Annotated in this window: 12 protein-coding genes; 3 read left to right on the forward strand and 9 right to left on the reverse strand. The window is 71.7% G+C overall.

The features are described from left to right. Position 1: 1 nt before the first annotated feature. A complete protein-coding gene (locus ACFVXJ_RS14970) occupies positions 2 to 1,264 on the reverse strand; it encodes a DUF4192 domain-containing protein (RefSeq protein ID WP_389662118.1) in 1,263 nt (420 codons plus the stop codon). A gap of 123 nt (positions 1,265 to 1,387) precedes the next feature. Here ACFVXJ_RS14970 and ACFVXJ_RS14975 point away from each other — a divergent pair, with 123 nt between their 5' ends. Further along, complete coding sequence (locus ACFVXJ_RS14975) at positions 1,388 to 3,547, forward strand: RecQ family ATP-dependent DNA helicase (RefSeq protein ID WP_389662119.1); 2,160 nt, start codon at positions 1,388 to 1,390, stop codon at positions 3,545 to 3,547. Positions 3,548 to 3,761: 214 nt separating this feature from the next. Continuing rightward, positions 3,762 to 4,391, forward strand: coding sequence for a hypothetical protein (locus ACFVXJ_RS14980; protein WP_361318180.1), 630 nt, complete (start codon positions 3,762 to 3,764; stop codon positions 4,389 to 4,391). A 218-nt stretch (positions 4,392 to 4,609) separates the two neighbouring features. On the opposite strand, the gene ACFVXJ_RS14985 is transcribed toward ACFVXJ_RS14980, so the two are convergent. The 3 genes from ACFVXJ_RS14985 to ACFVXJ_RS14995 form a co-directional block, all read right to left on the reverse strand. Next, positions 4,610 to 5,278, reverse strand: a complete 669-nt coding sequence (locus tag ACFVXJ_RS14985; protein ID WP_389662120.1) for a hypothetical protein — start codon at positions 5,276 to 5,278, stop codon at positions 4,610 to 4,612. Positions 5,279 to 5,327: 49 nt separating this feature from the next. Next, a complete protein-coding gene (locus ACFVXJ_RS14990; protein WP_389662121.1) occupies positions 5,328 to 6,038 on the reverse strand; it encodes a ribonuclease HII in 711 nt (236 codons plus the stop codon). Between the two features lie 81 nt (positions 6,039 to 6,119). Further along, the gene (locus ACFVXJ_RS14995; RefSeq protein ID WP_389662122.1) at positions 6,120 to 6,722 is read right to left on the reverse strand and encodes a TetR/AcrR family transcriptional regulator; all 603 of its coding nucleotides are present in this window, start codon (positions 6,720 to 6,722) and stop codon (positions 6,120 to 6,122) included. Positions 6,723 to 6,862: 140 nt separating this feature from the next. Here ACFVXJ_RS14995 and ACFVXJ_RS15000 point away from each other — a divergent pair, with 140 nt between their 5' ends. Next, positions 6,863 to 8,416 (forward strand): MFS transporter, encoded by a 1,554-nt coding sequence (locus tag ACFVXJ_RS15000; protein ID WP_389662123.1) that lies wholly within the window; start codon positions 6,863 to 6,865, stop codon positions 8,414 to 8,416. A gap of 84 nt (positions 8,417 to 8,500) precedes the next feature. On the opposite strand, the gene ACFVXJ_RS15005 is transcribed toward ACFVXJ_RS15000, so the two are convergent. From ACFVXJ_RS15005 to ACFVXJ_RS15025, 5 genes are all read right to left on the reverse strand, one after another. Continuing rightward, positions 8,501 to 9,415, reverse strand: coding sequence for an ADP-ribosylglycohydrolase family protein (locus ACFVXJ_RS15005; RefSeq protein ID WP_389662124.1), 915 nt, complete (start codon positions 9,413 to 9,415; stop codon positions 8,501 to 8,503). Positions 9,416 to 9,426: 11 nt separating this feature from the next. Then, on the reverse strand, positions 9,427 to 10,086 hold the full coding sequence (locus tag ACFVXJ_RS15010) for a histidine phosphatase family protein (RefSeq protein ID WP_389662125.1): 660 nt from the start codon (positions 10,084 to 10,086) through the stop codon (positions 9,427 to 9,429). Between the two features lie 72 nt (positions 10,087 to 10,158). Further along, entirely contained in the window at positions 10,159 to 10,764 is a 606-nt protein-coding gene (locus ACFVXJ_RS15015; protein ID WP_361318195.1) for a YdbC family protein, read from the reverse strand. Positions 10,765 to 10,796: 32 nt separating this feature from the next. Then, entirely contained in the window at positions 10,797 to 11,708 is a 912-nt protein-coding gene (locus tag ACFVXJ_RS15020; RefSeq protein ID WP_389662184.1) for an arylamine N-acetyltransferase, read from the reverse strand. 67 nt (positions 11,709 to 11,775) lie between these two features. Next, the gene (locus ACFVXJ_RS15025; RefSeq protein WP_389662126.1) at positions 11,776 to 12,585 is read right to left on the reverse strand and encodes an amidohydrolase family protein; all 810 of its coding nucleotides are present in this window, start codon (positions 12,583 to 12,585) and stop codon (positions 11,776 to 11,778) included. Between the last annotated feature and the right edge of the window lie 17 nt (positions 12,586 to 12,602).

Raw genomic sequence — 12,602 nt, forward strand, 5'->3', positions numbered from 1 at the left:
TTCACCGGTCGCTCCCCGCACCCCGGCGCGGCGCGCGGCGGTTCGTCCCGGGGCGGCGGCCGGGTGGGCGGGTACCCGCTCCCGCCCGCTTGCGGCGCGGCTCCCGGCGCCTTCGCTCCTCTCGCAGACACGCCCGGAGCCCCTCCGGGTCGATGCCCTCGTTGCAGGCGTGGTGGAGCAGCTGGGCGAACCGGTAGTCGGCGTCGGCTTGCAGGGCGAGCCCGAGCACGATCCGCGCGGTCGGCTCGTCCCCGGTGGACCAGGAGACCCAACCGGCGAGGGTCAACGGGGCGGCGGCGTGCTCCCCGTACGCCCCGACGCAACGCCGGGCCAGCGCACGCCACAGCCGCAGGGCGGGCGCCGCCTCGTCGTCCTCCATCCATTCGGCGGCGATGTCGCGGATCTCGCGGTCCTGGAGACCGATGATCAGCGCGGCGGCCTCGTCGTGGTCCAGCAGCGCATCGTCCCAGCCGTCGGCTCCCAGGCCCGTCTCGGCGGGTGGCGCTTGGGCCAGGCGCCGCATCAGGGCCTTGGCCAGCGCGAGCGTCTGGGCCCCGACCTCCTGCCGGTTCGCCTCATCTAGGATCTTCGGCACCAAGGCGACGGCGGCGCGTTCCAGGGCCTTCTCCTGTTCGACGGCCTCCGTCCCGCCGAGCGGGGCCAAGCGGCCCTCGATCTCCTTGAGCGATCCCCGGACCTGGATTCCGGCGAAGGTGGCCGCCGCGGCCATGACCGAGGTGCCCGGCAGGGCCATCGGATTGCCTTCCGCCGGGCAGCAGCGCTCGTCGGGGCAGATGTAGGACCAGTAGCGGGCGCCGGAGAGGCACAGGGCCTCCATGACCGGCACGTCGAGCGCCCCGCAGGCCAGTCGCAGCCGATGGGCGAGCGGCCGAAGCCTGGTCATGACCCGTTGCGGGCTCTCCCCGACGAGCGGGTCCTGGCACAGGTAGACGACGATGCCGTCGGGCTTACCGCCCCTGCGCTCGCTGCCCCGGATCAGGGTTTCGGCGACCTGCCGGGCGGTGTCCTCCCATTCCGAGGGCGCCGAGGGAATGCCGACGCGGAGCCGGCCGCCGAAGCGACCGCCTTCGCCGTGGACGGCGACCATGACCAGCGAGTCCGTCGGGTGGAAGCCGAGCATGTAGGGCAGGGCGTCGGCCAGCTCGGCCGGACTGCGCAGGGTGATCTGGGACGCCGTGGTTGATCCGGAGGGACTGGTGGACCGCCGTTCGGCCGGGCTGGGTGATTCGTGGTTCTTCGTCATGCGTCGACGGTCCCGTCTCTGATCGTTTCCCGAAAGCCCTGTGGATAACTCGTCCGACTTTCAACATCCACAGGCGCAGAGCGGCATTGGCGCGATGTCACAGGCATCGGGTTGCATGGGGGCATGAACGCAGACCTGAGGTCCTCGGCCGATTCCGTACTCGCCCGCCTGGTGGGCGACCCCACGGGCACCGCACGGCTGCGCGAGGACCAGTGGCGGGCGATCGAGGCCCTCGTCGCGCAGAAGCGTCGGGCACTGGTCGTGCAACGCACCGGCTGGGGCAAGTCCGCGGTCTACTTCGTCGCCACCTCGCTGCTGCGCGCGAGCGGAGCCGGTCCGACCGTGATCGTCTCCCCCCTGCTCGCGTTGATGCGCAATCAGGTCGAGGCCGCCGCCCGGGCGGGCATCCACGCCCGCACCATCAACTCCGCCAATCCCGAGGAGTGGGAGGGTATCCAGGCGGAGGTGGCCGCCGGAGAGGTCGATGTCCTCCTGGTCAGCCCCGAGCGGCTCAACAACCCGGACTTCCGGGACCAGGTGTTGCCCAAGCTGTCAGCCGCCACCGGCCTCCTCGTGGTCGACGAGGCGCACTGCATCTCCGACTGGGGACACGACTTCCGCCCCGACTACCGACGCCTGCGCACCATGCTGGCCGATCTCCCGCCGGGCGTGCCCGTGCTCGCCACCACCGCCACGGCCAACGCCCGGGTGACCGCGGACGTCGCCGAGCAGTTGGGCACCGGCGCCGGAACGGACGCCTTGGTGCTGCGCGGCCCGCTGGACCGGGAAAGCCTGAGCCTGTCGGTGCTCGCCCTTCCGGACGCGGCGCACAGACTGGCCTGGCTCGCCGATCACCTCGGCGAACTCCCCGGCTCCGGGATCATCTACACCCTGACCGTGGCCGCCGCCGAGGAGGTCACCGCCTACCTGCGTCACCGGGGCCACACGGTCTCCTCGTACACGGGCAAGACCGAGAACGCCGACCGCGAGCAGGCCGAGAACGACCTCCAGGCCAATCGGGTCAAGGCCCTCGTCGCCACCTCCGCCCTCGGGATGGGCTTCGACAAGCCCGACCTGGGTTTCGTCGTGCACCTGGGCTCGCCCTCCTCCCCCATCGCCTACTACCAGCAGGTGGGCCGAGCCGGTCGTGGCGTGGAGCACGCCGAGGTGCTGTTGCTGCCGGGCCGCGAAGACGAGGCCATCTGGCAGTACTTCGCCTCCGTGGCCTTCCCGCCCGAGGAGCAGGTGCGCCGCACCCTGGACGTACTGGCCCAGGCGGGGCGGCCGTTGTCGCTCCCCGCGCTGGAGCCGCTGGTCGATCTGCGGCGCACCCGCCTGGAGACGATGCTGAAGGTCCTGGACGTGGACGGCGCCGTCCACCGGGTGAAGGGCGGCTGGACTTCGACGGGCGAAGCGTGGACCTACGACGCCGAACGCTACGCGTGGGTGGCCCGGCAGCGCGCAGCCGAACAGCAGGCCATGCGTGACTACGCGTCAACCAGCGGGTGTCGAATGGAGTTCCTGCGCCGCCAGCTCGACGACGAGGAGGCGGTGCCCTGCGGGCGCTGCGACAACTGCGCGGGAGCACGCTTCACGGCGGAGGTCTCCGGCACCGCCCTGGACACCGCCCGGGGTGAACTGGGGCGTCCGGGCGTGGAGCTGGAACCGCGCAAGATGTGGCCGACCGGACTCGCGGCCGTGGGCGTGGACCTCAAGGGCCGCATCCCGGCCGGGGAGCAGGCTTCCACGGGACGGGCGCTCGGCCGGCTCTCCGACATCGGCTGGGGCAACCGGCTGCGCCCGATGCTGGCGCGTCAGGCACCCGATCAGCCGGTTCCGGACGATGTCGCACAGGCCGTGGTCGCGGTGCTCGCCGACTGGGCCCGGGGGCCGGGCGGTTGGGCCTCCGGCGCCGCGGATGCTCCCGCGCGGCCGGTCGGCGTCGTCGCGTTGCCCTCGCGCAGCCGTCCCCAGTTGGTCGGCTCCCTGGCCGCCCGGATCGCGGAGGTCGGACGGATGCCATTGCTCGGAGCACTGTCCTACACGGACGAGGCACCGGAATTCGGTCTCCCCTCCTCCAACAGCGCGCAGCGCGTCCGTGGGCTCCATCTCGCCTTGACCGTGCCTCCTGCCCTGGCTGCGACGCTCACGCAGGCGGAAGGTCCGGTGCTCCTCGTGGACGACCGCGCGGAGAGCGGTTGGACACTGGCCGTGGCCGCCCGGCTGCTCCGCCGGGCGGGCGCCAAGGAGGTGTTTCCGCTGGTACTGGCGCTCCAGCCATAACGAATGCGTCATGCACGGCGTGGCGGGGCAAGGATATGAACGGCATACCGGCGAATTCCGGTCGGTGGTCCCAAATGCTCATTGCCCCATGCTCGCGGGCCACGCGAGAATCGGAGAGCTCCCGCTCGGCTCGTCGGCACTCTCCAGGGCCGTGCCGCGGCGCGCCCTCATCCCAGCCGTGCCCGTCCGCGGGCGTGTACCCGAAGGGAGGACCGTGACCACCGGATTCGCCCCGCCCTCGACGACGTCCCTGACCACGGCCACCGGTGGCGCCAGTCGGCACGGCAGACTTCTGGAACCCGCGGAGTGGTCGGCGGCCGGTGTGCCCCTGCTGAGCAATCCGCGCGAGGTCGTCAGCGGACTGCATTCCCGGCACCACCCCGTGCCGTCCACGGCCGTGATCGCCGTGCTCGACCCGGAGGAACGGCTCGTGGCGAGCGCCTCGTTCGCGCAGCGGTCGGTGTCGGCCGACGGCTGGGAATACCGCAACGCCCTGCTGTCCCGACTGCGCCGGGTCCTACCGCACGACCTGCGACGCCGGACGCCCGTGCGCACGGCGGTTTTGCTCTACTGCCGGGAGGGTGACGAGCGGTGGACCGAGGAGGACGGCGCCTGGATGTGGGGGCTGCGGGACGCCTGCACCTTGCACGGGCTGCGCTGCGGCGCGTACATCACGCTGACCCGGGGCGGTTGGCAGGTCCTTGGCGAAGGCCGCGGCGGGCGCAGACCGAGCTCGGACTCCCGCCCCGAACTCCTCGGCGCGCTCTCCGCCGAGCCGGTCCAGGTGCCGCTGCGCACCGGTGGCGGGGCGGCCGAGGCGTTGCGTCACACCGCCGCCCGCTGAGCTCCACGCCGGTCCGGCCGGGGCCGGCCCGCGCAGCCATATGCCCTGCCCGCCCGTGTCCGCCTCCGCGCACCCGCTCCACCGAACCACGGCAATGAACGGCGGCAACGAAAGGCGGCGATGATTCGCGGCGAGCGGCACGGTCGGGAGCGCGGGGCCGCGGCGGGGCCGAAGCCCGGCCCGCCCCGCCCTTCCCACCCGTACCGGAGTACGGACCGTCAGACGCCCGCGCCGAGCACGGAGTTGATCTGCTGCGCGTCGCCGCACACGATCAGCAGCGCGCCGGCCCGGGTCAGGGCCACCGGCAGCGCGCCCGCCACCGCGTCAGCCGGACCGCCGTTGGCCGCGAAGACCACGACGGGACGGTCCGCGGCGCGCTTGGCCTGCGCCGCGTCCGCGTAGAACACGTCGTCCCGGGCGTCGTGCTGGGCCCAGTACGCGGCCTCGCCGAAGGACAGTTCGTGCGCGGCCCACGGGTGCGGGTCGCCGGTGGTGAGCACCAGGATGTCGCCGGGGGCGCGACCGGTGTCGAGCAGCAGGTCGACGGCCTCCTCGGCCGCGTCCAGCGCGCCCTCGGCGGAAGCCGGGATCAGCTGGACCTGGGGCACCGCCGCCGAGACGGACGGTGCGGTCGGGGCTACGGGAACGGGACCGGGGTTGGCCTGCGCCGCACGCTGCACGGGCGGGGCGGGCCTGGGGGCACTTCCCGCACGGGTTGCCGCTGCGGGGGCGGGCCCGGGGCGACCGGGCCGGGGTACGGCGGCCGGACGCGGACCAGGTACGGGGCGGGGGGTCTGCGCGGTGCGGCTCGCGGCCGGCGTAACGCGGGGACCCTGGGCACTCTCGTGAATCTGAGGCTCCTCGGGGTGAGAGGCATGTGTTGACATCTATCAAACACCGGTACGAAACGTACCGGCGGATGGCACGTGGACGCGATCAGAAATCGAAGCCGAGTTGGCCTCCGTTTTCCAGCTCCGTCGATTCCTCGCTCCGGCGCACCTTCTTGAGGTGCCGCCACTGGGGCAGTGCGTCGAGGTACGCCCACGAGAGCCGGTGGTACGGGGTGGGTCCCAGCTCCTCCAAGGCCGCCCGGTGGACGGGCGAGGGGTAGCCGGCGTTCGCGGCGAAGGCGAAGTCCTTGACGGAGGCGACCCCTTCGCCGAGTTCGGCCATCATCCGGTCCCGCCGGACCTTGGCGATCACCGAGGCCGCGGCGACCGCGACGCACGACTGGTCGCCCTTGATCACCGTACGGACCCGCCAGGGCGCGCCGAGGTAGTCGTGCTTGCCGTCGAGGATCACCGCGTCGGGCCGCACCGGCAGCGCCTCCAGCGCGCGTATCGCCGCGAGCCGCAGCGCGGCGGTCATGCCCAGTTCGTCGATCTCCTCCGGCGAGGCGTGCCCGAGACCGTGGGCGGTGACCCAGCCCTCCAGGATGTCGAGGAGCGCGTCCCGACGTTTCGGGGTGAGCAGTTTGGAGTCGGTGAGTCCCGCGGGCGGCCGGCGCAGACCGGTGATCGCCGCGCACACGGTGACCGGACCGGCCCAGGCCCCTCGTCCGACCTCGTCGACCCCGGCGATGACCTTGGCGCCGGTGGTTGCACGGAGGGAGCGCTCGACGGTGTGGGTGGGTGCTTCGTACGGCATGGCGCCAGCAAGGGTACGCCGCCCCGCGGCGCCTGCACACCCCGCCCCGGGTGGGGAGTGCGGCCGACGTCCCCTGCGGGCTCACACCCGGAGCATCGGCACCATCACCCGGTCGATCAGCTGAGCGATGTCCCGGTCGTCCCATTCGCTTCCGTACATCTTCGCGCGGTACATCAGCATGGCGGGAATGACGTCGACCAGGAACGGAGTGTCCGCGTCCGGTCGGACGTCACCCCGCTCGATCCCGCGTCGCACCAGCGCCCTGATCATTTCCTGCGCGGGCTCGTGCAGGCCGTTCCAGATCACCCCGCGGAACCGGTCCGCGTCCTCGTGGTCGCATTCGTGAAGCACCGCGCGCAGGGCGACTCCGGCGCGCGAACGCAGCACTTCACACATCCGCGCGCACAACCCGTAGAGGTCGTCGCGGATCGATCCGGTGTCCGGGATCTCGTCCAGCGGCGGCAACCCGGCCCGCAGCACCTCGGCCACGAGCGCGACTTTCGACGGCCAGCGCCGGTAGAGCGCCGCCTTCCCGGTCCGCGCGGCGGCCGCGACCCCCTCCATCGTGAGCGCGTTCCAGCCGACGGTGCTCAACTGCTCCAGGGCCGCGTCCAGGATGGCCCGTTCGAGCTCCGGGCCCCTCCTGCGCCCAGGCGGCGGCTCCGACCAGCGGGAACCCGTCATGCTCCATACCTCCGACCGGCCCGCGCGCCCATCGCACGTATTTTCAGCCTTAGTGAACGCTTGCGTTCACTAAATGTAGCTCCTACGGTGGGTCGCCAGTGAACGGATGCGTTCACTATTTCACTTCGGGGGGATCCTCAGTGACAAGCGTTCAACTCGACAAACCTCGGATACCGGGGGCCGCGCGCCACCCGAACCGGCCCGGAGTGGCGCTCGCGGTGATCGCCGCGTGCCAGCTCATGGTCGTGCTCGACGCGACGATCGTGAACATCGCGCTCCCGCACATCCAGACCGCGCTCGCCTTCTCCACCACCGATCTGTCCTGGGTGCTCAGCGCCTACACCCTCACCTTCGGCGGCCTGCTCCTGCTCGGCGGCCGGGCCGGCGACATCCTCGGCCGCCGCCGGGTCTTCATGACCGGCATCCTGCTCTTCACCCTCGCCTCCCTCCTCGGCGGGTTCGCCCAGGAGCCCTGGCAGCTCCTCGCCGCCCGCGCACTCCAAGGGGTAGGCGGCGCCATCGCCTCACCGACCTCGCTGGCCCTGATCACCACGACGTTCGCGGAAGGGCCCGAACGCAACCGGGCGTTCGGCGTGTTCGCCGCCGTCTCGGCCGGCGGCGGCGCGATCGGCCTGCTGACCGGCGGCATGCTCACGGAATGGCTCGACTGGCGCTGGGTCCTTTTCGTCAACGTGCCGATCGGCGTCCTGATCGCCGTCCTCGCCCCGCTGTTCATCAGCGAGTCCGAACGCCATCCCGGCCGGTTCGACATCGCCGGAGCGCTCACCTCCACCGGCGGCATGGCCTCGCTGGTCTACGGGTTCATCCGCGCGTCCGAGGACGGCTGGCGCGACTCGCTGACCATCGGCTCCTTCGCCGCCGCGCTGGTGCTGCTCGCACTGTTCGTCGTGATCGAGTCCCGGGCGCGCGAACCCATCATCCCGCTGCGCATGTTCGCCGACCGCAACCGCGCCGGCACGTACGTGATCATGCTCGGGCTCGCCGCCGCGATGTTCGGCATGTTCTTCTTCATCGTCCAGTTCGTCCAGAACGTGCTCGGTTTCTCGCCGATCGAATCCGGTCTGGGCTTCCTACCGGTGACCGTCGCCATCGTCACCGCCGCCGGGCTCTCACAGCGGTTCCTGCCCCGCTTCGGGCCCAAGCCGTTCATGGTCGCCGGGTCCGCCCTCACCGGGTCGGGGCTGGCCTGGCTGAGTTTCATCGAGACCGACAGCTCCTACCTGTCCGGGGTGCTCGGCCCGATGGTCCTGTTCGGCTTCGGCATGGGTCTGAACTTCGTGACCCTCACGCTCACCGCCGTCTCCGGGGTGGCGCCGCGCGAGGCGGGCGCGGCCTCCGGGCTGCTCAACGCCAGCCAGCAGGTGGGCGGCTCGCTCGGCCTGTCGATCCTGGTCACCGTCTTCGGCACGGCGAGCCGCGACGAGGCCGCCAAGCAGGCTCCGGACTTCCTGACGAAGGCCAACCCCGAGCAGCTCGCCGCCTTCAACGCGACCCACAGGTTGCCCGACCCGTGGGGCGACCTCGTCCTCACCCAGGGCATCTCCACCGCGTTCCTGGCCGCCGTGGCGATGGCGGGGCTCGCCCTGGCCACCGCGCTGCTGGTGATCCGGGTGCGCAAGAGCGACCTGGAGGCCCTGAACGGAGTCGCCGCCGAAGCCGGTCCGGCGGCCTGAGCGGGACGACCGTACGCGGGCTCGGGCGCCCGGAAACCTCCGGGCGCCCGAGCCGCGTCCGTCACACGTCGACCGGCCCGGCCCTCAGTGGGGCGCCCCGGGCAGCCACTCGGGCAGGGACTCGGTCCGCACCAGCCACGCCTGCGGGAGCACCGCCTCGCCGCGCGCTCCCAGCACCCCGCCCACGATCGCGCAGGTGGTGTCGACGTCCCCGCCCACCTGGGCGGTGGTCCAGAACGCCCGCTCGTAGTCGTCCAGCGAACGCGCCGCCGACCACAAGGCGAACGGCACCGTGTCGTGCGCACTGGTGCGCCGACCACAGCCCAAGACCGCCGCGACGGTGGTGGCATCCCCGTAGTCCAGCATGTCCCTCGCCCGGCGCAGCCCGGCGCCCACCGCGCTGCGCGGCACCAACGCGATCACCCCGTCCAGCAGGTCGGCTGCCTTCGGCGGCCCCGCGGCGTCGGCCGCGAGCGCTGCCGCGGCGGCGACGGCCATCGCCCCGCACACCGCCTCGCGGTGCTGGTGGGTGGTGTACGCGGAGATCTCCGCCTGGTGAGTGGCCTGCTCGGGATCGTCCGCGTACCAGGCGCCGAGGGGCGCGATGCGCATGGCCGCGCCATTGCCCCAGGAGCCCTGTCCGTTGAACAGTTCGGCGGCCAGGGTGCGCCAGTCCTCACCCTCCCGGATCAGGCGCAGCATCCGGTTGACGGCGGGCCCGTAGCCTCGGTCGAAGTCGTGGTGGCGGGCGAACGAGGCGGCCAGCGCGTCCTGGTCCATCCGGCCGTGCTCGGCGAGGACGGCCAGGACCGAGCAGGCCATCTCGGTGTCGTCGGTCCACTGCCAGGTCTCGCCGCCCTCGGGCAGCTCGCGCCGCTTGAGCAGCGGATAGTTCACGGGAACGAAGTACTGGGAGCCCAGGGCGTCCCCCAGGGCCAGCCCGCGGAGGCTGGACAGGGCGCGTGCGTAGCGCGTCTCGGGAGTGGAGTCAGCGGTCATCCCGCGTCACTTTAGTCGTCCAGGTCGTAAGGCTCCGGTGTGGTCCACCGCTCAAACGGGCGGTCCAGGCGGTAACGGCCGTCCGGGCCCAGCTGGAGTGTCCTGAATTCACCGTTCCCCGGGTTGGACAGGGCCTCGAACTCGGCCACCGACCAGTGGAACCAGCGCATGCAGAACAACCGCATCGTCAGTCCGTGGGTCACGAGGAGTACGTTCTCGGGGTGGTCGGGAGCCTCGAAGCTGCGGTACAGGCTCTCCAGGAAGGACCCGACCCGGTCGTACACGTCGGCGCCCGACTCGCCCTGCGCGAATCGGTAGAAGAAGTGCCCGTACGCGTCCCGGTACGCCTTCTGCAAGCGTACGTCGTCGTGGTCCTGCCAGTTGCCCCAGTCCTGCTCGCGCAGCCTCGGTTCCTCGCGCATGCGGACCCGGGTGGGGTCCAGCCGCAATTCGCGGAAGGTCTGCAGGGTGCGGCGGTAGGGGGAGACGTAGGCGCTGATGCGCTCGTCCCCGAACAGTTCGCGCAGCTTCGTGCCGGCCTGCCGGGCCTGCTCGCGCCCGGCAGCCGTCAGCCGCAGGGCGTGGTCGGGCTCGCGCTCGTACACCGTGTCATCGGCATTGCCCTGGGATTCCCCGTGCCGGACGAGGACGATGCGCCGTGGTCGTACCATTCCACGACCCTATTCGGCCACCGGTGCGCGGCTCGAACGGGCACGCCGATCAGGAAGCCGCTCGTCTTACGGTCATACCGTCCAGGAGGGTTCGAGGTCGACGACATCGCCGGTGAGCGCCTCCACATCGGCCTCGGTCTGCGCGCGCAGCGACAGCCGCTCGACCCGCTCCTGCCGGTACTTGCCGTGCTCGGCAGCCGCTCGCCACATCGACAACACCAGGAACTCCCGCCCCGGCGCCTCCCCGAAGAGTCCGCGGATCATGCCGGGTGACCCGGCCATGGCCGGGTTCCAGACTTTCTCCTGCATCAGGGCGAAGTGCTCCACGCGCCCCTCCCGCACCCGCGTGTGGGCGACCCGGACCACGTCGGCGTCGGAGAAGCGGGGCTCGAAGCCGGTCTTCACGTCGAAGCGGTAGTCGAAGAGCGTGACCCGCGCGTCGGTGAAGGTGCCGTTCTGGGCCGCCGCCAGCCGGTCGTACGAGCGCGCCATGAAGGAGTCGTAGAAGGAGCGGCTCTCCCAGAACGCGAAGACATGCGCCACCCCCTGCCGGCCACGGCTCCATCCGCCGCCCTGCCCCCGGAAGCCGGGCTCGCCCGGCAACCCCGCCCATTTGCGCTGCCCACGCTCGAACCCGCGTCGGTCCGTCACCGTGCAGCGAATCCACTTGACCAGCACCGCGCCATCGTACGGGCCCGGCGCGGCCCGGGTCAGTCCTCGGCGCGGAAGATCCGCACGAGATCAGCCGCGTCCCGCTCGGACAGCCGAAGGCCGAACTCGCGGTCGAGGAGGGCGATCAGCTCTTCCGGGGCGACGCTCGTGCGCTCCACCCGGCCGTCCGGGTACCAGTGGGTCAACTCCCGCCCGAGCAGGGCCACCCGGACGTCCGCGCCGGGGCGTTGGACGATGACCTTGCCGAGAAAGGCGGAGCGGGGGTGTGAGGAGCTGTAATGGTTCAGCACCACGTAGTCGACGGGGTGGTAGGGCTGCGGGGTGAAGGCGTAGAGATCCTGCCAGGTGCCCTCGCGCAGCCGGCGCAGGACGAGGACGTCGCCCTCCTCGCGGTGGACGACGTACGTCGACTCCCCCTGCCGCACTTCGACTCCGGGCCGCCCGAGCGGGACGGGCTCGAACGGCCCGGGATAGCCGAACCCGGCGTCGCACAACCAGGGTTCACCCTCGACGGTGACGACGAGGACGGCGTGTGTCACCGGCAGCAGGGTGTCCCCGCGGGCCCTGTTGCGGGCACCGCGTCCCGACACCTCGAAGCCGATCCGCTGGAGGGCGGCCGCCAGCAGCGAGTTCTGCTCGTAGCAGTAGCCGCCGCGACGGCGGTGCACGAGCTTGTCCTGCAACGACCTGACATCCAGCGCGACGGGGTGGCCGAGCGTGACGTCAAGGCTCTCGAAGGGAATGGCGGCGGTGTGGGCCCGGTGCACTGCGTACAACGTCGCCAGGTCTGGCCTGAGTTCCCGCCGAAGCCGGCCTTCCTGTTCATCACGGCGTCCCACGCCTATCCGCGTCAGATACGCGTCGAGGTCCAACTCGTCACCGCTCCACATGGCTCCCCCACTCCCCCAGTGACCGCAAGGGGCCGCGGCACCCGCCCGCCCCGCCACCATGATCGCCACGAGAGCGCCACCACGCCAGTTCGTCCCGCCGTGTGCGGGCGGGCTCGCGCGTACACGGTCAGAGACCGAGCATTTCCGCGAGGGTGCCGCCCAATACGCGATCACGCAGCGCACCCGACCGGGTCACGCGCTCGACGGTTGCGCGGGCGAGCACCGGGTCGCCGTAGGGCGCGTCCGAACCGAAGAGCGTGCGGTCGGGCACCTCCTCGATGGCCAGGCGCACCGCGAAGATGACGTTCGCCGTCGACAGTTCCAGGAACATGTTCGGGGTGTCCCGAGCCAGTTCGATCGCGGTCAACCAGTTCAAGCCGCCGAGTTGGCTGATCACGAGCGGGACGGTGGGGTGGCGGCGCGCGAGAGCGGCCAGGATCGCCAGGTCCCGCGCCGTGGTGGGCGCGAAGCCGTGCACGACGACCGGTAGCCCGCCGTGATCGGCGGCGGCCCGCAGTACCGGTTCGATCCGGCCTGCCCCGTCCGGGGACGGGGTCAGCTCACCGATCCCCCGGTGCCCCCGCCCGACGACCTCCCGTTCGACCTCTTCCGCGATCCGCCGGGCCGACCGGTCCAGGTCCACCTTGCCGAAGCCGATGAAACGGTCGGGGTACGCCGCACACGCCGAGTCCAGCTCCTGCCGCGCGGTCCGGTGGCCGTCCGGACCGGTCGTCCTCCCGCCGACGGACTCGGTCAGGACGCTCATCTCGCGCCGGAACGCGGCCAGGTCGGTGCCCCGTTCGGGATGCGGCCGGGTGCCGAAGAGCACGGCGCGGTCGACTCCCGCCTCGTCCAGCAGGGCGATGTGGCTTTGCACCGGGTCGTGGACATGACTGTGCGCATCGATGATCAACGAATTCTCCTGGTCAGGACCCATGACGGCGACGGAATGCC

Source organism: Streptomyces sp. NPDC058279 (assembly GCF_042881255.1).
Lineage (GTDB): Bacteria > Actinomycetota > Actinomycetes > Streptomycetales > Streptomycetaceae > Streptomyces.